Raw genomic sequence first — 21,093 nt, 5'->3', positions numbered from 1 at the left:
CCCGTACGACGCCCCGCTGCCGAATATCGCGACACGGCCTCGGTACGCTCAGTCGTTCCGGGCGCTCAACCGCTCGGCCAACTCGTCCGAAACATCAGTGAGAGACGCGCTCCCGAGGATGGCGACGAGCACAGCACCGAGCATGTTGTAGGTGAGGTCGAGGACGGTGTCGGTGAGCCCGTACTGAACGAGGATCCCACGGAGTCCGAGTCGGTGAGAGACGAGACTGACGTAGAACTCGAGGAGCTCCCAGAGGACCCCGATCGCCATCACGAAGAGGAAAAGATACACGAACAAAAACTTCGGCGGCAAGTTGATGGCGTCAGTGTGCACATCGATCGCCCGTGCGGCTGCGTATCCGACTTCAGCGACGAGCGAAGAGGAGAGCGTATGCGTCACGTGATCCCACCACCACACGGAGCTGTACAGTTTCGAGACGCCGACACCGGGCATCGGCAGTATGCCGACCGCATGGAAGAGCATCGAGACCGTGATCCAAAGGACGAGCCCAGCGTTCATCGTGAACTCGTAGCGGCGCTCGAAGAGCGCGGGGAGTTGCGTGACGAAGAGACCAATGACGGCATTGACGATTACGCCCAGCCTTCCGAACCGGATACCGGCCAAGAGGATTCCGATGATGATGAGTTGTAGAAGGCGAACGAGGAGGGAAACCCGATCGGTAGCGAGTCCTCGATATTCCCGATCAGTCACGGCGACTCCACCTCCTGCGGTGGTGGAGTAGATGTCCGTCGAAGCTGCCAGCGGAAGTACAGCCAGAAGACGAACCCCGAAACGAGCCCCGCGACGAGAGCGACGCTGAAAATCTGCATGAGCTCGTCGTTCGTCTCGACGAACGTCCCGCCAAGGTGGGCTGCGCTGAACGCCGATCCAACCGCCCAGAATCCGACGACGGCGAGCGTGGCGATACCGACGAAGACTACAGCGAACGGAGGCGTCATCCGAACCGTCGTTGTAAGCTGTAGTGCGCTGACGATAAGCATGCCGAGTGCTGCGACACCGATACTGACGACAAACTGACTGAAAAATGCCGGCTGAAACGATCCGAGCACGAGCGGGAACGACGCAGTGGCGAGGAGCGGCCACGGGAGTGTGTACGTCCACGATCGGGCGACTACTGGTGGGACGATCACGATTACCGCTACGATTGCCGTGACCGTTGCCCACACGAACCGGCCCACGAGGAGATAGACGATCGCCGTAGCGCCGAGGAGACCTGCACCTAACAACGTGACCGCGGCGTTCAGCTGCGTATCGATGACGAACCAGTCGTTGGGCAGATCCTGCACCATAGCGTTTCCCGCTTATCGTCGATCGTTGAAGTTGGTTGCCTCTATACTATCACTGACCTACTTGGCCGAGTCAAATAGTCGAAATATTTTGGCTTATGCCGCCTTCTGGTTGATCCCGTCCTGAATCAGGTACATCGCTCCGGGAAAGAATAGAATCCAGAGGAGGAAGACGACTGGTCCGGGCTGATCTTCCACTACGTGCTCGGCGGCACTGTCTAGTTGCGTCAGTTTGAGAAATGAGCAGGTCGTTGAGTGAATTGGCTAAGATGCTCGCAGACCTGCTCAGCGAGAGCTATGCGACGGATTTAGAAGAATCTTGGGAGAACGAGCGGACGGCGACGCCCGTCAGGGCGTTCGCCGTCCGCCTCCACCAGACTGGTTGTTCGCTTCGGGAGACAACAACGATCCTCGCTGAATTAGGCGTTGAACGTTCTCACGGAGCGGTTTGGAACTGGGTTCATCGGCTGTCTGACAGTGGATGCGACCCGCCGACGGCGACGCCGTCGCGGGTCGCTGTCGACGAAACTGCTGTCAAGATCAACGGCGAGTGGTCTTGGTTGTATGCTGCAATAGACATCGAGATAAAAGTAATTCTCGACGTTGCGTTGTTTAGTCGACATGGCACCGATCCGGCGGCTGCGTTTCTGCAGAAACTCCGCGAGAAACATGATCTCTCCGAGGCTGAGTTTCTCGTCGATCAATTTGGCTATCGGACTGCCCTTTCCCGAGTCGGACTGAGCGGTCGGGTCAACTATACCGACCGAAACCTCATCGAAAAGTGGTTTCATACCCTCAAAATGCGCATCGACCGCTTCCATAATTCATGGGTGGGCAGTCGGTCAAGCGTCCGAGAGTGGCTTGAACAGTTCGTGCATTACTACAACCACCAAAGACCGCATCAAGCTCTCGATGGAAAAGCGCCAGTCGAGGTAATCCAGAACTAGACAGTGCCGATGAACTTGAACCATCTGAGTTCGAAAAATTCCGCGAGAAAACGGGTGAAGAGTAGATGCTTCCGTTCATAATGAGAGGAGAGGTAGAATTCCCATGCGGATTGAAACAGAAGGCGTGGGCAGTTGGAATACTTCTGGGAGCAACTTTTGACGATCCCGACTGCCCAATACACGGAGAAGACTGCTACAAACCAGAGTTCGCAGAGAAATTGGAGGCTGATGAACAGTGATGGCGATACAGCAGCAGGTAGCACACGTTGAGGAGCAGTACGGCCGGTACATCTGCCAGGAGTGCAATGACTGTGGTGCCCGAGTCCTATCCACGGTTAAGTGGATGGTCAAGGACGGGATCGACGAGTGCCCCCACTGTGGTCATCCGGACGCTACTGCGTGGATGCCGTGCGTTCTGGACAGTGTCCTCAGTGATTCGACGTGGAAACCAGAATACAACGAGGCACTGGAACTTGTCGAACAAGACAGAGCAGCCCTGATATTCGATGAAGGCGTGTACCGCTTCGTAGGTTCCGGATCGGAAACTGGAGGAGTTGGGTGATGCCGCGATTGGTACCTACGTCCTCGTCGGCTGCGGCCTTCTTCACCCGATTAGGAACCCACCTCCCCGGGTGTGGAGTGGGTTCTTACCGTTATCCATGGTACATCGCAATATGTCGGACCCTCCGTCAGATACAGACAACAATGAAGAGGCGGACAGCGAGGACACCACAACGAGAACAGCCACCGTCGAACCAACAGACGCAACTGGAGAAGGAACGGCTGGATCAGACGTGAACGTCGTAATCGGGTTCTCACCAGACGACATCCAAGGCCGGCTAGACGACGACAAGATTGCGGAAGCACTCGTACTCACAGCAACCCGTCTCGAAAACATCCTAAGCCACGCAATCGCCGACCGGTACAACATTACCACTGGTCAGTTCGAACAGTTGTACGGCAACGCAGGACTCGGACGCTACCAATACATGGCATCAATCCTCGACTTATTTGATCAGCACCTTGGCACCATCCAAGACGTGGTAGAGTACCGAAACAAACTGGTGCACGACTACGGCTACCTCGACGATCTCCAAGACGACGATGATGAACGCAAAGCAGTGAAGGACGCGATTGAGGACGCGATTACATTTATTGGACAGACCGAAATATAGATCAGAACGAAAACGTCTCGGTCGATTGCTTCTCATTATTCCGAAAGTATCCGTCGTAACCTCTACACAGTCATTTCAAATGTTTCCATACCGTAATTTTGCCGTTCACTTTTACGTGTCAATAGTTTATTCAGAAATGTATGGCGATCAGTCTCCTCGTCACGGGGGTAATTGCAGCGATAGCCGCGATACTGTTATCCCCCGTGTTTGGATACTCATCTAGTGCTGGCTACCACCTTAGGGGTGGGAGTTTGACGAGTAAGGAAAAGGCTGCACTCCTCAAACTCGCCAAAATCGGAGCAGCTGGTGCCATTGCTGCATACACGGCGCCAATCATTCTCACGATGAGTCCGTTACTCATCGGTGCTGCCGTAATAGGAGGCGTAATGTTGGTGCTTCACTACGACATCCCGCACTGGAGGATACTATGAGACAGAGCAACGTAGGCGATGCACTCATCACTCTTGTTCTTGGGCCGTTCATAGGATTCGCTATTGGCGGGCTCTTCTATGCAGTAGCGCGGATGTACGTGAGCATGAAGCCGACAGAAGGACCGTTTACGGCCGCCTATGACACGATCGGTACATCCCTCTCTATCAGCTACAGCCTATTCCAGTTAGCCTCAAGCCTTGAAACGTGGATTGCGATTGCAGTGATTGCTTTCGCGAGCTATAGTCTCTTTGCGAGTCTGGGTGGCGGTAGAGGCCGTGGTGGTCTCGGCGGTCGTTAGAAGCAATTCTCCTTCATCCTGCTACGGAATTTCTCCACTATTCGTCTGGTCGGTCGTGTTCCACATCGGTGAGTTCGCCGAGGACGACGAGCGCAGTGCGGACTGCGTCAGCCATTTGCGGCTCAGTGTCGTCGACGTATCCGTGACCAGTGCGAATTTCTCTGGCAATGCTCTCCAAATGCGCCTTCTCCTCGCTAGTAATCTCCTCGCCTTCGACCGCCCACTGGTACAGCTTCAGAAAGTTTGTCTCTAGCGCCTCAATGTTGTATTCGATCGTGTTCAGTTCGTCCAGTGCGTGGGTGGCAACCTTGGCTGGACCACGCGTTGAGAGCAGGTGTTCCATCTGCCGTTCGTGGTTCCAGTCACCGTCGTCGTTAGTGTAGTAGGAGCCGGGGTCGACGTGGCCGTCTGGGAGGTCGTCGGATTCGATGCTGGGACCGGCACGTTCTTCGAGGTGATTGATGCGTTCCTCAAATTTATCCGTCATATCCACGCAGATATCCGGGAACGACATGGGTGCTGCGGTTCACAGCGCTGGAAACGAGAACAAGGGCTCCCGGTAGTATTTTTGTGCTGGCTGTGTGAGTGAATGTCATACAGCGCTGTCGTCAGTAGCCAGTAATCACGTAATGATGCAAAGTCAATCCGGCATAACCAATGTTAGATTCGTGGCCCATGGTGACATAGACCGCGAGATTAGCCCTAACTCCGAGCTATCGCACAATGACAACAGACCACACCCGTTGTAATAATACAAACGGGCACGAAACCGGTAATTTGAACTGTATTTTGTCCGAATCGGCGTTTCTTACGAAATATCTAAGGTTAATTACGAGGCCTCGGCACTCATAGGGCTCGTCACGACCGGATGCCGAGTCCGGTTCGGAGCGGGTGCATCGTCATCGGCCACGCGACGCTACGGCGGTCGCTCCAAAGACGGTTTGGATTCGCCGGAAAACGAGGTCAGTACTTGAGTTACGACCCGCGTCCCGCCGTCTCGTTCGCGAACGCGGCGTTCCACTCGTCGATCAGGTTCTCGAGTCGGCCCGTGTTTCGGTGGGAAAACGTTTGTGGAGCCTGATCGGTGGCCGTTCGCGGGTCCTCGGTGACGGCACTCGAGCGGGGTCGCGTTCGAGTCGTGGTTCGGTCGGTGGTCGGTTCGGCGTCGGTCGTGGACTGCAGGCGTTGTGTGCTCATGTCGGTCGGGTGTGGATATCGTCGAACATCGGTACTCGTCGTCGGCAACGAACTCAGATTGCTACGTGTACGACCGACATCTCTACTCACCCCTTTCCGCTCCTTGGTTATAAAAGTTCATGATAGATATCGTCTCTGCGAGCTGGTGTCTGAAAACAATTATCGTGGGTCGTGTTGGCATGGGAATGGCGAGTAAGCCGTCGGGACCGCCCGCCCGTCGATCCAGGTATCGTCGGCTCGAGGCGCCAACGGCCTCCGTCGTCGCTTCACGCCGAGTGCAATCGACGAGCGCGGGGACACGCAACACCGCAACTCCGATACTTTGAGAACCCGCCGTCGAGTTCTCATGGCTAACACCATGGGACGCGACGGTCGAGACGACGCTGTCGGCGAGCCGGACGTGAGCTTCGTGGTGCCGGCGCGAAACGAGGCCGCGTACATCCGAGGGACCTTGGCGAGCCTCGCCACGCTGGATACCGACTACGAGTACGAGGTGATCGTCGTCGACGGTTCGTCGACGGACGACACGCCGATGATCGCCCGCGAGTACGGTGCGACCGTCGTCCGGGAAGTCAGCTCGAGCATCGCCGCTGCCCGAAATCTCGGGGCCGAACGGGCGACCGGCGAGTGGCTCGCCTTCGTCGATGCGGACACGCGGGTGCGGGCGAACTACCTCACTGAACTGCTGGGTTTCGTCGAAGCCAACGGACTCGCAGCCGCGAGCTCCTACTGCCGGATCAGCGGCCCCCGACGGGCGAAACTCATGGAGGTGACGATCAACCACGGGTTCTCGCGGCTCGAGCGTCCGATCCTGCCCGGATTCAACTCGTTCGTCCATCGGGAGGCGTTCGCGGAGATCGGCGGCTTTCCGGCCGTCAGAAACGAGGATACGGCGTTCAGTCGGAGGCTTTCCGCTCGACTGCCGACGGCCTACTGCCCGACGGTCCTGGTCGAGAGCTCCGGGCGACGGATCGCAGCGCAGGGGTTGTCCGGGGCGCTGTGGCACTACCTTCGGCACGATATCGATCGCCTCCGGGCGGAGTACTGACCCGTCGGCGATCGGGGAGTGAGTCTTCGGTCCCGAACCGGTAGCCGCCGCCGTCGTGACGAGCGAGGGTCTCGAGCCCGGCGAGTTTCGATCGAACGAGACCTCGAGCGATCGCTACTTCCCAGGAAGAACGTTGCTTATCAAAAAGTTGCTTACCAGGGAGAATGTTCACGCACGCGCTCGAGTGCCTCGCGTTCGCGCGGTCCCCCAGCCCGGTCGACGACGGAGGCACAGTACGCGAGACGCTCTCGAAGGTCGCGCTGGTCGTAGTCGTCGACCGCGAGTCGCGATGCGGCGACGGTCGCCTCGACGACGGCACCGAACCCCCGGTCGATCGTCGGGACGGTTTTCCGCTCGATCGTCGACTCGAGGGGGCGAAGCGTCCACTCCTCCCAGTCGGTTCCGCCCTCGGCCCCGGAGTCGACCCGATCGACGGTCACGCGGCTCCAGGCGCTCGCGGACGCGAGGATCGGCTCCTCGTGCTCGACGATCGAGAGGGCGGCCTCGGCGAAGTCGACGGGATCGTCGACGAACTGCACGTAGCCCTCGCCCTGCCGGTGGAAGTTCCGGCGGGTACGGGTGTTTCCCCACGTCCGGGCGGTGACCGGATCGCCGGCGTGGAGGCCGAGTGCGGCGGCGTTCCAGCGTCCGTTCGGACCCAGTGTGGTCACGACCGACTCGGTGACACCCGAGAGGTCGACGGGCCACTCCGGGACCCCCGTCCCGGCGTCCTCGTCGTCGGTCATACGTCGATCGCCTCGTGCTCGAGCGCGATGAACAGTCCGGCCGCGGTGACGTCGGCCGTCGTCCCCGGATTGATCCCGCGGTCGACGAGGTCCTCGGCGAAGGCCTCGACGGCGCTCGGGTCCGTCTCGAGGGCGTCCGCCTCGACCAGCGTCGCGGCGCGGTCGGTCACCGCTCGAGCGGTCGCCTCGTCGTGACGCGTCGCGACGAGGGTGTCGGGTCGCTCGGCGAGCAGGGAGAGGAAGGTCGCCGCGGTCCGGTCCGATATCGGGCCGTCGGCCGCCGCGAGCCGTTCGGCCGCCGCGAACGAACGGTCGAATCCCCGGACCCACTCCCGAGCGACGTCGTCGCCGGGAACGCTCCGGTCCATGATGTCGAAGAGCGTCAGCCCGCGGGCCTCGAGTGCCGGAATCGCGTCCGCGCCACGACGGACGTCGAGGGCAGCCATGTCGTCGGGCGGGTCGGCGACGGCCACGTCGACGTGCTCGAAGGCGCGGTAGAACGCCGCCGCGTCGCCGACGGTCGTTTCCTCGACGGTGGCTTCCACGACGGGCTGGGAGAGCTCAGTTCGCGTGGCTCTGACGAGCGGGATGAGCAACAGGAGCGCCCCGAACTGGGTGTTACCACCGTCCTGTGTGGCCATCCCGTCGACGGCTCGTTCGAACGCCGGGCCGACCGCCGCGCCGTCAGCCGCCAGTTCGAGTCCGTCGCGAGCACCCACCGCTCCGGCGAGGAAGTGTTCGAAGCGCAGGTCAGCGAGGTCCCGGTGCCGGTCGACGTTCCCCGGCTTGGGGGTCCCCGCGACCTCGAGGAGGAGTGCCAGTTCCGCGTTCCCTGCCGACGATCGCATAGTTTCCGGTGCGTTCTCGCGCGGTTTACCAGTTGCTGTCCCGGCGCACCCACACGGCGGTTCACGGGTGTGCCGGCACTGCCTGACAGGAGTCCGTTTCATTCCAGGACGCGCTCTCGCTCGTCGGTGCGCCGGTCGGTCCCCTCGGTCTCGAGGAGTCGATCGAGGCGATACTGAAACGCTTCGTCGTCGATGTCACCGGCCGCGTAGCGCCGTCGGAGGGTTTCGACCGGGCTCTCCGTCGAGTCGGTCGTCGACGTCTCGGTCGGGGGCCCGTCGGGAGCGGCCTCGGCCTGTCGAACGACGCCTCGCGTCAACTGTCCGGCGACGGTGAGGGTGACGGCACTGACCAGGAGGAACAGGGCTGCCAGAGCGACGTCGCCGGTCAATCCGACGAGTCCGAGCACCAGCGTCGGCACACCGACCACCGAAGCGACGATCGCGACGGCAGTTCGGCCCGCGGGACTGGCCGGTGCATACCGGTGGACCAATTCGTACATCGTTCCTACTATTTTCGATCCGGAACAAAAAAGGCCGGGAGAGCCTTCCGCATTGGATTCGAATCGATCCGGACCCCCCATCGGAAATCGGGGCTCTGGCGGCGGCCCGTCCTGTTGGTTCGCCGTCCCAAGGGTTTACGGATCGATGCGAGAACTATCACCCATGAGCTACGACGTCGCTGCGAAGACCGACCCGGAGTCAGTCATCGACGACGAGTGGGGCGGCATGTGGTTTCTCAAGAGCGAGCTCGAGACCGAAGAGTTGGGGATTTCGGTCCTCGAACTCGAGCCCGACGGGAAGGGGATGGAACACGACGAGGCCGACTCCGGCCAGGAGGAGATCTACTACGTCGTCGAAGGGACGATCGACGTCGACCTGACGGACGCCGACGAGACGGTTACGCTCGAGGCCGACGAGGCGATCCGACTCGACGCCGAGGAACCGCGCCAGATCCACAATCGAGGCGACGAGCGTGCGAAGCTGGTGCTGGTCGGCGCACCGTTGTAATCGTCGGCCGACGTGTCGGAGGTCGTTCCCCTGACAGCCGTGTCCTCCGGACAGTCGGTGGGAAGGCGTGGCTGTTCCCCGCGGTCTCCGGCGGTGGGAACACAGCACATTGCGAGTGTGAGCCACCACTCGCCAGCACCATCGCACACGCTCACCGCCGGCCAACTCGAGCGGTCCACCGACGAGCGAGCGGGGGAGGCCGAACCTAACTCGTCTCAGTTCGCTTCGAGCCCGAGCCGCCGCTCCACCGCGTCTCGAACGCGTTCGAGGACGACCGGGTCGTCGCTGGGTCGACCGACGCTCACCGCGTCGGCACCGTACGCGACGTACTCGCGGACGGTCTCCTCGTCGCGGACGCCGTTGTTGGCGATCACGAACAGATCGGTCGCCGCGACCACGTCGGCGATCACGGACTCGGAGTCCATCGCATCGACGTGGACGAACGCCGCCCCTGCCCGCTCGAGTCGCTGCGAGAGCGCCGGCAGATCGACGCCGGACACCTCCGCGCGAACTTTCACGCCGACGAGTGCCCCCGTTTCGCTCGCCCGGGCGACGTAGTCAGCGAGTCGATCGCCGTCTCGCAGGAGGGTCTCGCCGCAGCCGACGGCACAGAGTTCCGCCTGTCGGCAGTGCGCGTTGACCTCGAGATACGCGCCTCGGTCCCGGCAGACGCGGGCCGCCTCGGCGATCGGTTCGGCGGTCGCGCTCCGGACGTTGAACGCCGGCTGGATGGGAGCGTCCTCGAGTGCCTCGAGTTCGCGGTCGAGGAAAGCGAGGGGGTCCTCGGGCAGGAACTCGGTGCGCTCGCGGTCGACGAGTTTTCGAGCGGCCGCTCTCGACTCCGTATCGAGGGCGATCCCGCCGAGGAACGCAGCGCCCGCGAACGCCGCGCCGGTCCGTGCCCAGTCGGAATCGGCCTCGCCGCTGAGGCTGGCGAGGGCGAGCCGCGGCGTAAACGAGATGCTCGTGGCCATCTCAGTCCACTCGCTCGATCGCGGTTTCGACCGCGCGGATCACGCGGCGGGCGTCCTCGCGGGAGTCGATCGCGATGTCCGTCTCGATGGTCGGACGGTCGAACTCGGCACCGTCGGTCTCGTCTATCACGAAGGCGTCCGCGAACGGGTAGGCCGTCGCCAGTCCCGCCGTGCTCGGCTCCGCGTTGACGGCTTCCATGAGGTCGCCGACGGGGCCGGAAAAGGCGTCGTCGCCGAGAAACGGCGAGACGGCGACGACCGTCGTCTGGCTGAGTTTGTCCGCCACCCCCGGCAGCGCGAGCATCGGGCCGATGCTGGTGACCGGATTCGATGGACCGATGACGACGGTGTCCGCGAGCGCATCGAGGACGCCCGGGGCGGGCTCGGCGTCCGAGGAGCCGCGGAACTCGACGGTGTCGACGGCTGGCTCACCACGGTGGGCGACCCAGTACTCCTGGAAGTGCATGAGTCCCTCGTCCGTGTGGACGAGGCTGGCGACGGGGTCGTCGCTCATCGGGAAGAGGTCGATGGTCAGTCCGAAGGCGCTCGCGAGCCGTGCGGTGGCCTCGCTCAACGTCTTGCCCTCGTCGAGCAGGCTCGTCCGCGTGATGTGGACGGCCCGATCGCGGTCGCCGATCGTCATGAACTCGGCGACGCCCGAAAAGCGCCGCCAGTTCGCGAGTCGCCGACCGTCGGTTTGCCTCTCCTCGGGCAGGTATTGTGGCCCTTCGGGGAGTCCCGCGGCCGACGCGATGTCCATCAGTGCCGAGTTGGTCCGATGCGTGTCGCCGTCGATTCCCCACCACGTCTCTCGGTCGAGGATCCCACCGCCCTGAAACAACAGCGTATCGACGTCCGGCGAGACGAAAAACCCGCCGATCTCGATGTCGTCGCCGGTGTTAGCGACGACAGTGGTCTCCTCCGGCGAGAACGCGGCTGCAGCGCCGTCTAACAGCTTCGGCGTTCCAGTGCCCCCGGAGAGGAAGGTTACCATACCTACACCTCTCGAGCGTGGCTACTTAATCGCTTTCGGCCGTCCCTCGGTATCGGGAGTCCCGACCGAACGGGTTCGTCGACCGATCGATGGCCGGCGTCCCGCGGCGGTGACGACTCCCCTCGTCGGGAGTGTGGGAGAGTCATTCAACGACGATCGTCCCAACCATGCCGGCGGCCTCGTGGGGGATACAGACGTACTCGTGTTTGCCCGTCGTCTCGAACGTGTGGACGTACGACTCGCCCGACGTGACTGCGCCCTGGCCGTTCTCCCAGCCCTCGCGGGCGTCCGTCTCGCTTTCGAACCCACCGGACGCCCAGTAAGTGGCGTCGCTCGGAATCCCGTCCTCGTAGGCCGACACCGAGTGGGGTTCGCCCGATGCGTGCGTCCAGGCGACGGTCTCACCCTGCTCGACGGTGAGCTCCGCCGGTTCGAACGCGACGGCTTGCATGTCGACGACGTGGTCGGCGTCGTCGGGAACGCCCTCGACGACGTTCGGCCCGCCCTCGAGGTCAGGCTCGTCGTCGGCCTCCCCGTCGGAATCGGTCGTGCCGTCGTCGCCCGGCGCTGCGTCGGGCGCGCCGGCGACGGCGAACTGCGCCCGCAACGTCGCCGTGGCGAACGTTTCGGCGGCCCCGTCCACTCCCGACCCCGACTCGAGGGCGGCGATGTAGTCCTCGAGCGCCGCTTCGAACCCCTCGTAGGCCTCCCGGTCGGCGTCCTCGAGGAGTTCGTGGACGCGCGCTTCTTCGAAGTCCGCGAAGGCGTCCCGCATGATCGACGCGGCGGCCTCCCCGTACGAGCCACCGGCGGACGCCACGACGGTATACGTCGCCTCGAGCGCCTGCTCGTCGAACGTTCGGGCCGCTTCCGGGACGGAACCGTCGTTTTCGGCGGCGCCTCGAGCGTCGCCGAGCGCGCGCTCGAAGGACTCGTAACGGTCGTGATCGGCGTCCTCGAGCGCCTCGTGGAACCCGCCCGCCCCGCTCTCGAAGTGCTCGAACGCGTCCCGAACGACGGCCTCGGCGCGGTCGGACTCCCCGAGGACGTCCAGAACGCCGGCGTCGAACACACGGGCGGCCATGTACCCGCTTTCGACGGCGCTCACCTGCGCGGTCGTGCCGGCGGTCGTCTCGAACTCGAGGAGGCGCTCGCGGATCCCGGTCGCGTGGTCGTCGACGGCCGCGTCGTCGCCGCTCTCGAACGCCTCGATTATCCCGTTCAGATGCTCGTCTTCGAAGGTCTCGTAGAGCGATTCGTCGGTCTCCTCGAGCGTCTCGTGGAAGTCGGCTTCGTTGGACTCGAAGCGCTCGAACAGTCCGCGGGCGGTTTCGGCGGCGACCTCGTTCTCGCCGAGCCGATACCGTTCCAGCGCGTCCTCGATCCGGGCCTTGAAGAAGCCCGCCTCGAGCAACGCGGGCTCGACGCCGGTCCCCAGGGCGTCGATCCCGGTCACCAGCCCGTCGTCGATCGTCTCGACGGCGCTCGTGACTCCCGCCGCGTCGTCGTTCTCGATGGCGGTCGCGAGCGCGTCCAGACCGTCCTCCTCGAATCGGTGATAGGCGTCCTCGCTCGCCTCCTCGAGGGCCTCGTGTGCGCGAGCGCCCTCGAAGTGCGCGAAGACGTTCTCCGCGATCCGTGCTGCTGCGTCCGGGTGACCGCGATCGAAGAGCCACGCCGCGTCGTGGGCCCGCGCTCGATAGACGGTCAGCGCGGCCGCGTGAGCGAACGCGGTCGACGGTCCGCCCACGCTCGCGAGCGCAGCGGCGTCCCAGCCCCGGGCCTGATACGTAGCGAGCTGCCCGGAACCCGCCGTCTCGGCGGATGCGAGCGCGTAGCCGCCGTCGACGGTCGCCGCGAGCGCGTCACTCGCACTCGAGCGGACGCCCGCCGCGTCTTCGGTTTCGGCGGCCGTGACGACGCTCTCGATGGCGCTTTCGAACCGCTCGTAGACGTCGCCGTCCGTCTCTTCGATCGCATCGTGGACGGCCGCCTCCTCGAACCGCCCGAGTGCGTCGGTCGCGACGGTTTCGGCGGCGTCGAAGGCCCCGGCCGACGCGAGTACGACGGTATCGGCGACCGTCGTCCCGAGCGTCTGAAGATCGAACGCCCGCGACGCCGACTCGCCGACGAGGGCCCGCTGAGCCTCGCGGAGTTGCTCGTCTCCGATGACGGCTTCCTCCCGTGTGCGACCGATGTCTCCTCGCTCCAGCCCTTCCGTCCGGAGTTCGCCGAGGGCCTCCTCGAACTCCTCGTAGCGGGATTCGTCGGTCTCCTCGAGGAGTTCGTGGGCGTTGTACTCGCCGGTGGCGGTCTCGAACCGGGAGAACGTGTGTTCGGCGACGGCAGCGCCGGCTTCGGTCTCTCCGGCCCGTCCCACCGCGAGCGCGTCCCACAGGCGGGCTCGCATCGCGTTCCACTCGGCGGCGACGGCCGTCTCGATCGGTTCGGTGATCGTCGATTCCTCGTCAGGCGACTCCGGGGTCCCCTCGCCTTCGGTCGAGTCGGGTTCGGCGTCCTCCCCGTCGGTCGTCTCGGAACACCCGGCGAGCCCGAGGCTCACGAGTGCTGCGCCGCCTCCCTTCAGCCACGCACGTCGCGTCTGTTGCATGATTTTTAGGCCAGCCTAAATATACAAATACGTTCCGATTTTGGCCGGCCTAAAATATGGCACGGGCGGCGACGCATCCTTTCGATACGTCCCGGACGATGGCGAACCGAAACCCGGTTCGTACGGCTGATCCACGACAGGAGCGGGGGAATCGCCATCACGATCGCGGTGACCGCCGGCGGATTCTTTCGAGCCGTCCGAACGCGTTCGAATCAAGAACCCGGTGAGCCACACATGAAGTTTTCCCCGAATATCTTTCGCCCCACCGGGTGTCGCTACCGTTTTCCGGATAGATGGACCGCTCCGCAGGCCGTCCCGTGGTCCCCCCTGTTCTCGAGTCTCTCCCGTCGACGGACCTATTATAATTATTGATTATGTGAAACTATATCTCCGAGCGAAGCGTACGAACACTGAGTGATAATGGCAGTGACAACCACTCCCGTAGACGACGGTGCAATAGACGGATTCCGCGAGGGGCTTCACGGCGAGTTGCTCCGTCCTGGAGATCCGAACTACGACGAGACGCGAGCGATCTGGAACGGGATGATCGACAAGCGTCCGACACTCATCGCTCGAGCGATGGGTGTCTCGGACGTGATCGCGGCGGTGGACTTCGCCCGCGAGCAGGAGATGCTGCTCGCAGTTCGCGGTGCCGGGCACAACATCGCGGGCAACGCGGTCTGTGACGACGGACTGATGCTCGACCTCTCGGCGATGCGGTCGGTTCGCGTCGATCCGGCGGCGCAGACGGCTCGCGTCGAGCCGGGGGCGACCCTCGGCGACTTCGACCACGAGGCGCAGACGTTCGGGCTGGCGACGCCGACCGGGATCAATTCGACGACCGGCGTCGCGGGGCTCACGCTCGGCGGCGGCTTCGGCTGGCTGACTCGCAGGTACGGAATGACGGTGGATAACCTGCGCTCCGTGGACATCGTCACTGCCGACGGCGAACTGCGTCACGCGAGCGAGACGGAAAACGCGGATCTCTTCTGGGGGATTCGGGGTGGCGGCGGCAACTTCGGCGTCGTCACCTCCTTCGAGTTCGATCTCCACGAGGTCGGTCCCGAAATCCTCTCGGGACCGATCGTCTACGCGGGCGAGGACGCACGGGACGTCATCCGGCACGTCCGAGATTTCAACGAGGACGCACCGGATGAAGCCGCCGCCTGGATCGTCCTCCGGAAGGCACCGCCCCTTCCGTTCCTCCCCGAAGACGTCCACGGCGTCGGCGTCGTCCTCGTCGTGACGTTCTACGCCGGTGACATGGCGGAGGGTGAGGAGGTCTTGGCTCCGCTCCGGGAGTACGGAGACCCGATCGCCGATGCCGTCGGCCCCCACCAGTACGCGGCCTTCCAGCAGTCGTTCGATCCGCTGCTCACCGAGGGGGCCCGGAACTACTGGAAGTCGCACAACTTCAGCGAACTCTCGGACGAGGCCATCGATACCGCGGTCGAGCACGCAGCCGATCTCCCGTCGCCGCTGTCCGAGATCTTCTTCGGGCAACTCGGCGGCGCGATGGCGCGCGTGCCCACGGACGCGACGGCGTACCCCCACCGGGACGCCGAGTACGCGATGAACGTCCACACGCGCTGGGAGGACCCCGCGATGGACGAGGAGTGCATCGCCTGGTCCCGGGCGTTCTTCGACGCGATGGCTCCGTACGCCACCGGCGGCGTCTACGTGAACTTCATCAGCGAGGACGAAGGCGAAGAGACCCTCGCCTACGGGGCGAACCACGATCGGCTGGCCGAGATCAAGGCCGAGTACGATCCGGAGAACCTGTTCCGGATGAACCAGAACGTCGAACCGGCCCGGTAATCCTATTTTTACTGCCACACCCCTCTCGAGGGGCTAGTCGCCGATCCAGTCCGCGAAACTCCCCTCGAGCAACGTCTCCGACTGTCGAGTGACGTACTCGCGTTGCATCTCCGTGATCGCCGCCTCGAGGGTCGCGCCGTCATCGAGGGCCGTCTCGACCTGTTCGCGTTTCCAGCTGGCAGGTGTTACCACCTGTCGGACGCGGCGTCGGAGCGGGTAGAGGTACTTCGCGGCCTCCTCGTCACTGAGCCCGCGGTTGGTGAGTCCGTCCTCGGCGTGAGCCAGCAGGTCCTCGTAGAGGGCGAGACTGTCGGTCGTCTCCTTGCCGTCGTTGGTGATCCAGGTCAGGTCGGCCGCGAGCCCGTCGACCATCGCCGCGTAGAAGTTCTCCCGGGCGATCTGCCAGTCGAGTTCGACGACGGGGTGCTCGAGGCGGGTCAGACTCTCCATCAGGCCGGCGAACGCGGCGAGGAAGGCAACGGAGTCCCGGACCGTTGGCTGGGACGGAATCGGGCGGAACTCGATGCGGGCGTTGGCTGCCGAGCGCGTCGGGCCGCCGAAGACCGGCCGGATCCACCGCCAGTAGGTGCCGTGTTTGCGGCTGAAGTGGGGGAACTGATCGTCGAAGCGTTCGCCGCCGTCGACCGGCATGGGGACGATGGTATCGTCGCCGGCGATCCGGTCGATCGCCTCGTCGACAGTCTCGAGATCGCGGGGAAATCGGACCTTCCCTTCTCCGGTGGTCGGATCGTTGAGCACGGTCTCGAAGACGCTGATGCGGTGTTCCATCCAGCCGTCGCGGAGGATCTCGTCGGCAGTCGCGTCGTCATCGTAGAGGTCGGCGGGGAAGAACGGGGAGTTGACCCCGAGCGCGAGGAGGGGCCCCGCGATCCGGAGCGCGTAGTTGAAGTACTCGGGAAGGTCGGGGGCGTGAGCCACCTGATAGTGGGGCTGTATCGACGTGATGAGGCTCTCGGGCATGACGGTGTTGCCCTGCAACGAGACGTGTGGGGCCTCGATGCGCATCCCCGCGGAGTCGGCCTGATCGGTGTTTGCCATCGCGTGATATCGGGCGGAGTCGCTCATGTTCGTCGCGACGTGGACCGTGTGCGAAGTGCCCGCTGCGTCCGTCGTCGTCCGCTCGACGCTGTCGGTGAGATAGGTTTCCGCGTTCTCGCCTTCGGGTGGGATCGTCCAGAGCGCGTCGCTGACTAGCCGCATCCGTTCGGAACTAGTCACGTCGAGTGCCGTCTGCAATCGGGCCTTGACCTCCGACTCCTGGGCCGCCAGCCCGTGGGCGTTTAGCGGCTGTGGGCTCGTGGTCATTTCGGCGTTGTGCAAGCCCAGTTCCTTCTCGAATCCGATCAACTCGAGCAGTCGGCGCGGGACCCGCCGCAACGCACAGTCGTCGGCCTTGACCGCGTAGAACTCGTACTCGAGGCCGATGATGGCCTGTGGGTTGTCGAAGACCCCTTCGTCGACGGCGTCTTTGATTACCTCGGCGTCCGCCTCAGCTCGCTCGCGGAAGTCGACGGCGTCGACCCCCAGGACGTCCGCGACCCGTGCGGCGAGGTCCTCCTCTGACATACCTCCGAGTGGGTGGCCGATTGTCTTTAAAGCACGTCACTCGAGCGACGATCAGCAATCGGTCTCAGAACCGTTTTACTCCCCGCGACGATACACGTCGTCGATGGAGTTTGCCACGTTCGCCGACCGCGCCGGGACGATCGAGGCCGAACCCGCCGATCTCGAGATCGTCGCTCACGTTCGGGAGCTGCTCGCCGAGGCCGGGGACGATAGCGAGGAACGAGGTTCCTCGAAGGATGCGGTGAAACCGCAGACGCTCGAGATCGTCGCGCGTTTCGCCCAGGGCCGGGTGTTTCCGGCCTGGGACTCGACGACCCTGGATATCGGCCCCAACGCGTGTTACGAGGCGATCGCCCGCGCCGCGGGGACGAACGTGAGCGCCGGCGACGTCGAGGACCGCCTCGCAGCTGTCGGCGAAATCGGCGACGTGGCTGCGAGTTACGACTTCGGTGGCCAGCGGGGACTGAGTGCGTTCACCGGCGGTGGCGGCGCTGGAAGCGGGAGCGAGGGCACCGGGGGCGACCTCACCGTGCGCGAGGTGTCCGACACGCTCGAGGAGGTCGCCGCCGCCGAGGGCTCGGGGAGCCAGGATCGCAAGGTCGACCTGCTCTTTGGACTGTTCAATCGCTGCTCGAGCGAAGAGGCGCGTTACCTCGCCCGGATCGTCCTCTCGGAGATGCGCATCGGGGTCGGCGAGGGAGCAGTGCGGGACGCGATCGCCGAGGCTTTCGACGTGCCCGCGGAGCGGGTCGAGCGCGCCCTGCAGGTGTCGAACGACTACGGGCAGGTCGCACGGATCGCCCGCGAGGACGGGCTCGAGGGCCTCGACGCCATGGAACTCGCGGTCGGCCGGCCCGTCCAGGCGATGCTCGCCCAGGCGGGGACGGTGACCGACGCGCTCGAGGAGTGGGAGGAGGCCGGCGTGGAGTGGAAATACGACGGGGCTCGCGTGCAGTTGCACCACGCTCCCGCCGGCTCCGGAGGGGCGACGGCGGAGACCCGCGTCTTCTCGCGGAACATGGAGGAGGTCACCGACGCGCTGCCCGAAGTCGTCGAGTTCGCCGAGGCTCACCTCGAGGAACCCGCGATTCTCGACGGCGAGGTCGTCGCGATCGACGCGGACGGCTCGCCGTTACCGTTTCAGGAGGTGCTCAAGCGGTTCCGCCGGAAACACGACGTCGCGAAGGCCCGCGAGGACGTCTCGGTCCGGCCGGTCTTCTTCGACTGTCTCCACGCCGGCGGCGACGACCTGCTTGCGGAGCCGTTGACGACGCGCCACGACCGGCTTCGATCGGTTCTGATGGAACCGGACGTCGATTCCGGAGCCGTCGACGACGAGGATGTCGAGGGACTTTCCCTGCTGTGGCGTACCGACGACCCCGACGAAATCGAGTCGATCGATGCCGACGCCCTCGAGGCCGGCCACGAGGGGATCATGCTCAAAGACCTCGACTCGACGTACTCGCCGGGGCGGCGCGGGAAGCACTGGCGGAAGCGAAAACCGGACGTCGAGACGCTCGATTGCGTCGTTACCGGTGCGGAGTGGGGCGAGGGCCGGCGGGCGACGTTCCTCGGGACCTTCGAACTGTCCGTGCGTGCGGGCGACGACTTAGAGACCGTCGGCAAGGTCGCGACCGGAATCACCGACGAAAAGCTGGCGGAACTGACGGAACTGCTTGAGCCCCACATCGCAGCGGAAGAGGGACAAGACGTCGACCTCGAGCCCGCGGTCGTCTTCGAAGTCGGCTACGAGGAGATTCAATCCTCGCCGACGTACTCGTCGGGGTACGCGCTCCGGTTCCCGCGGTTTCAGGGCGTCCGGTCCGACAAGGGCCCCGCGGACGCCGACTCGCTCGAGCGACTCGAGCGCCTTCGGGGGCAGTAAGCGACCGGTCGCATCCCTCTTGGCAACTGCGGCCGCGATGGACGCGTCGTCGCCTCGTCCGAGACGCCACGGCTTTGTATACTGAACCCAATACTCCACCAATGACTAGCATCCGCCCGGACGAACTGGACGAGCGCCTCGAGTCGGGAGACGACCCGTTTCTGCTCGACATCCGCCCGAAATCCGCCTTCCAGTCGAACGCGATCGAGGACAGTCACAACGTTCCCGTCTACCAGGCGTTGCGACGCGGTGACGATGCGGCGTTACGCGACAGACTCGAGGAGATTCCTGCCGACGAAGACGTGGTCGTGATATGCAAGATGGGGATGGTCGCCAAGCGGGCGACGAGCCTACTGGTCGAGGAGGGATACGACGCAGCGACGCTTGCGGGTGGCATGAGTGGCTGGACCGGCTATCGGAACGGCTCCCTGGGATACAAATTGCGGTCGTTGCTTTGGCGGCTTCGGTAGGAACGGTATCACGCCGGCAACGGAACTGCCACGTCCGTCCGATAGTAGCAGAGTTTCTTTATTCGGGAAGACACTCGAAACCGAATCGTGCGATTCGGTAACTACGGATGCGAACTTATCGGGACACCCAATTAGCAACAACCGCTTTCGTCGGGGTTCCACTCACAGGCATCGCCTGTTGTGAGGTTGTTCTCGTCGATGTACGCCGATAGGCACGCATAGTTACAGAAGTATACAGGCGATCCACAGTCGTCGTCACAGTCGCGTACACAAATTGGGTCGTGGTCGAAGATCAGCGAGCCACAGTACGCACACGTCTCGTCCGCATCGGGTGTTGCGACGGTCGTAGACATACCCATGCTATGAGATAGGAAACGGAAAGCATTTCGTGAGGTGGGGCTACGTAGACGGCTGTACTCACCGTAAGTACCGTGTCCGAAAATGCAGATAGAGTCGGACAGGAGATAGTGAATCAGCGGTAAATATATTCTAACATAAGGTTATTGAATACTGTATGAGATATTGTCGGTATGCCTTCCTGCCCTGACTGCGACGTTGAATTAGAGGAAACTGATCACAAAACTTCCTACAAAGGTGATGGTATACGAATTAATTCCGGTGGTGGTATCTTGGGCGCTCTTGACCTCAAAGGTAGGTATCTCACCTGTTATATCTGTCCAGACTGTGGCCTCGCTCGCTTCTATGCTGATACCTAAATCAACCTGTATTGAACGAAGTCACTGTCCGACTTTGGGACAACTCTCGGACGATGATTGCACCAAGTCTGGCTTCGAAAGTGGCGTTGAGTACGTGTGCAGACACACCAATCGTGCATGATCGAGAACGGTCAGTGAATACCGGAAAATAGTTCATCGATCGTGGGACTGTCAGCAATGTGAATAGACGGGAGTATCTCGCGGCGATCTGTAGTACTGGAGTCGTCGCAACGGCGGGGTGTAGCGCAATACAAAGTAACCAGACACTCTCCGACCCGACCGTGCACGGGGACTCACGCGGGCGAAAGACGCTCGTCTTCGCAACCACCGATGAGGAAGTCGGGAAATTTGGGGTAACTGGCCGTGTTGATTCTGGAGTAATCGATGCACCACTCGAGATTTGGCACCGCGCAGGGACGGCTGTGAAGTCCATCACACTCAGAGTGTGGATGCCTGAAGTAGCGACGGAATCACCCCCAACGGTCGCTATCGCCTCGCCAGTAGAAGGTGATAGTTCGCCACCGCCCTCTGTGGCGCTCTACACGCCCGACCGCGCTCTCGGAACAGTCATAGAGATCTCTGATTTGGATGACCTTGCAGACGAGACTATCAGTATCCTCAACCTGCTCGTCAAGCCGGTAGCAGAAACCGCCTCCAAGCTCACTATTCACACGACGATCGAACTCACAAGTAGCGGCATCCTCGAAAGTAACTATACGCTCGATGGAGAACTCCAGTTAACGTACCCTGAACTCGATAACTGACCGTCAGACTTAGCCGACAGGTTCTGAATCCTATTAGTTCGGCACTTCCACTACTGAACCAGCCGTTGGGTGGTTCCGCTATCGAACGTGGATTTCACGCCTCACCCTGAACGGAGAAACCGTATTACCAACTACTGGTAGTGGCAACTGAACGGTATTACACACCTGCTCGCACGACAGCGGTGCGATCAGTGTGTCACTCGCTTCGGTGCCGACGATAGCCGATTCGCTCGGACGCATTGGACCGCGATTCGGAAGCGGCTCGTGG

The 21,093-nt window shown here is 62.9% G+C and carries 24 protein-coding genes; 12 read left to right on the top strand and 12 right to left on the bottom strand.

The genetic code is table 11. The features are described 5' to 3' along the window. Positions 1–48: 48 nt before the first annotated feature. Both CP557_RS07400 and CP557_RS07395 read right to left on the bottom strand, forming a co-directional pair. Positions 49–711: a hypothetical protein gene (locus CP557_RS07400; protein WP_097379325.1), complete on the bottom strand. Its 663-nt coding sequence runs from the start codon at positions 709–711 to the stop codon at positions 49–51. After that, a complete protein-coding gene (locus tag CP557_RS07395) occupies positions 708–1,310 on the bottom strand; it encodes a hypothetical protein (protein WP_097379324.1) in 603 nt (200 codons plus the stop codon). Before CP557_RS07395 ends, CP557_RS07400 begins: the two co-directional genes overlap by 4 nt. 266 nt (positions 1,311–1,576) lie before the next feature. Between CP557_RS07395 and CP557_RS07390 the strand changes: the two genes are divergently transcribed. The 6 genes from CP557_RS07390 (at position 1,577) to CP557_RS07370 (ending at position 4,159) form a co-directional block, all read left to right on the top strand. Further along, positions 1,577–2,254: an IS6 family transposase gene (locus CP557_RS07390; RefSeq protein WP_097381566.1), complete on the top strand. Its 678-nt coding sequence runs from the start codon at positions 1,577–1,579 to the stop codon at positions 2,252–2,254. Positions 2,255–2,319: 65 nt separating this feature from the next. Next, complete coding sequence (locus tag CP557_RS22490; protein WP_169924352.1) at positions 2,320–2,493, top strand: hypothetical protein; 174 nt, start codon at positions 2,320–2,322, stop codon at positions 2,491–2,493. After that, the gene (locus tag CP557_RS07385) at positions 2,493–2,816 is read left to right on the top strand and encodes a hypothetical protein (protein WP_097379323.1); all 324 of its coding nucleotides are present in this window, start codon (positions 2,493–2,495) and stop codon (positions 2,814–2,816) included. The genes CP557_RS22490 and CP557_RS07385 overlap by 1 nt, the downstream gene beginning before the upstream one ends. Positions 2,817–2,928: 112 nt before the next feature. Next, positions 2,929–3,429, top strand: coding sequence for a hypothetical protein (locus tag CP557_RS07380; protein WP_143825050.1), 501 nt, complete (start codon positions 2,929–2,931; stop codon positions 3,427–3,429). A 140-nt stretch (positions 3,430–3,569) separates the two neighbouring features. Next, positions 3,570–3,860 (top strand): hypothetical protein, encoded by a 291-nt coding sequence (locus tag CP557_RS07375; protein WP_097379321.1) that lies wholly within the window; start codon positions 3,570–3,572, stop codon positions 3,858–3,860. After that, positions 3,857–4,159 (top strand): hypothetical protein, encoded by a 303-nt coding sequence (locus CP557_RS07370; protein ID WP_097379320.1) that lies wholly within the window; start codon positions 3,857–3,859, stop codon positions 4,157–4,159. The genes CP557_RS07375 and CP557_RS07370 overlap by 4 nt, the downstream gene beginning before the upstream one ends. Before the next feature lie 37 nt (positions 4,160–4,196). Here CP557_RS07370 and CP557_RS07365 read toward each other — a convergent pair whose 3' ends face one another. Then, positions 4,197–4,646: a hypothetical protein gene (locus CP557_RS07365; RefSeq protein ID WP_143825048.1), complete on the bottom strand. Its 450-nt coding sequence runs from the start codon at positions 4,644–4,646 to the stop codon at positions 4,197–4,199. A gap of 488 nt (positions 4,647–5,134) precedes the next feature. Beyond that, positions 5,135–5,356 (bottom strand): hypothetical protein, encoded by a 222-nt coding sequence (locus CP557_RS07360; RefSeq protein ID WP_097379318.1) that lies wholly within the window; start codon positions 5,354–5,356, stop codon positions 5,135–5,137. Positions 5,357–5,702: 346 nt separating this feature from the next. Between CP557_RS07360 and CP557_RS07355 the strand changes: the two genes are divergently transcribed. Beyond that, positions 5,703–6,404: a glycosyltransferase gene (locus CP557_RS07355; protein WP_245852926.1), complete on the top strand. Its 702-nt coding sequence runs from the start codon at positions 5,703–5,705 to the stop codon at positions 6,402–6,404. A 152-nt stretch (positions 6,405–6,556) separates the two neighbouring features. Here CP557_RS07355 and CP557_RS07350 read toward each other — a convergent pair whose 3' ends face one another. From CP557_RS07350 to CP557_RS22795, 3 genes are all read right to left on the bottom strand, one after another. After that, positions 6,557–7,150 carry a DUF447 domain-containing protein gene (locus tag CP557_RS07350; RefSeq protein WP_097379316.1) on the bottom strand — a complete coding sequence of 198 codons (594 nt, stop codon included), beginning with the start codon at positions 7,148–7,150 and terminating at the stop codon, positions 6,557–6,559. After that, complete coding sequence (locus CP557_RS07345; protein ID WP_097379315.1) at positions 7,147–7,998, bottom strand: triphosphoribosyl-dephospho-CoA synthase; 852 nt, start codon at positions 7,996–7,998, stop codon at positions 7,147–7,149. Before CP557_RS07345 ends, CP557_RS07350 begins: the two co-directional genes overlap by 4 nt. 98 nt (positions 7,999–8,096) lie before the next feature. Next, a complete protein-coding gene (locus CP557_RS22795) occupies positions 8,097–8,498 on the bottom strand; it encodes an SHOCT domain-containing protein (protein WP_211290185.1) in 402 nt (133 codons plus the stop codon). A 163-nt stretch (positions 8,499–8,661) separates the two neighbouring features. On the opposite strand from CP557_RS22795, the gene CP557_RS07335 reads away from it, so the two are divergent. Continuing rightward, positions 8,662–9,006 (top strand): cupin domain-containing protein, encoded by a 345-nt coding sequence (locus CP557_RS07335; protein ID WP_097379314.1) that lies wholly within the window; start codon positions 8,662–8,664, stop codon positions 9,004–9,006. Between the two features lie 215 nt (positions 9,007–9,221). On the opposite strand, the gene CP557_RS07330 is transcribed toward CP557_RS07335, so the two are convergent. From CP557_RS07330 to CP557_RS07320, 3 genes are all read right to left on the bottom strand, one after another. Further along, entirely contained in the window at positions 9,222–9,980 is a 759-nt protein-coding gene (locus CP557_RS07330) for a tRNA-dihydrouridine synthase (RefSeq protein WP_097379313.1), read from the bottom strand. A gap of 1 nt (position 9,981) precedes the next feature. After that, a complete protein-coding gene (gene cofD, locus CP557_RS07325) occupies positions 9,982–10,974 on the bottom strand; it encodes a 2-phospho-L-lactate transferase (RefSeq protein WP_097379312.1) in 993 nt (330 codons plus the stop codon). Positions 10,975–11,116: 142 nt separating this feature from the next. Further along, positions 11,117–13,585, bottom strand: coding sequence for a DUF5059 domain-containing protein (locus tag CP557_RS07320; RefSeq protein WP_097379311.1), 2,469 nt, complete (start codon positions 13,583–13,585; stop codon positions 11,117–11,119). Between the two features lie 420 nt (positions 13,586–14,005). On the opposite strand from CP557_RS07320, the gene CP557_RS07315 reads away from it, so the two are divergent. After that, positions 14,006–15,403, top strand: a complete 1,398-nt coding sequence (locus tag CP557_RS07315) for an FAD-binding oxidoreductase (RefSeq protein WP_097379310.1) — start codon at positions 14,006–14,008, stop codon at positions 15,401–15,403. A 33-nt stretch (positions 15,404–15,436) separates the two neighbouring features. Here the strand turns inward: CP557_RS07315 and CP557_RS07310 are convergent, their stop codons facing one another. After that, complete coding sequence (locus CP557_RS07310) at positions 15,437–16,990, bottom strand: hypothetical protein (protein WP_097379309.1); 1,554 nt, start codon at positions 16,988–16,990, stop codon at positions 15,437–15,439. 103 nt (positions 16,991–17,093) lie between these two features. On the opposite strand from CP557_RS07310, the gene ligA reads away from it, so the two are divergent. Continuing rightward, the gene (gene ligA, locus CP557_RS07305; RefSeq protein ID WP_097379308.1) at positions 17,094–18,875 is read left to right on the top strand and encodes an ATP-dependent DNA ligase LigA; all 1,782 of its coding nucleotides are present in this window, start codon (positions 17,094–17,096) and stop codon (positions 18,873–18,875) included. A gap of 101 nt (positions 18,876–18,976) precedes the next feature. Next, positions 18,977–19,345, top strand: a complete 369-nt coding sequence (locus tag CP557_RS07300; protein ID WP_097379307.1) for a rhodanese-like domain-containing protein — start codon at positions 18,977–18,979, stop codon at positions 19,343–19,345. Between the two features lie 131 nt (positions 19,346–19,476). Here CP557_RS07300 and CP557_RS07295 read toward each other — a convergent pair whose 3' ends face one another. Continuing rightward, entirely contained in the window at positions 19,477–19,698 is a 222-nt protein-coding gene (locus CP557_RS07295; protein ID WP_097379306.1) for a hypothetical protein, read from the bottom strand. 542 nt (positions 19,699–20,240) lie between these two features. On the opposite strand from CP557_RS07295, the gene CP557_RS22975 reads away from it, so the two are divergent. Next, positions 20,241–20,825, top strand: coding sequence for a hypothetical protein (locus CP557_RS22975; protein ID WP_245852925.1), 585 nt, complete (start codon positions 20,241–20,243; stop codon positions 20,823–20,825). Positions 20,826–21,093: the final 268 nt, after the last annotated feature.

The sequence above is a fragment of the Natrinema ejinorense genome (genome assembly GCF_002494345.1).
Taxonomy (GTDB): domain Archaea; phylum Halobacteriota; class Halobacteria; order Halobacteriales; family Natrialbaceae; genus Natrinema; species Natrinema longum.
This window is presented reverse-complemented; position numbering and strand designations above follow the sequence as displayed.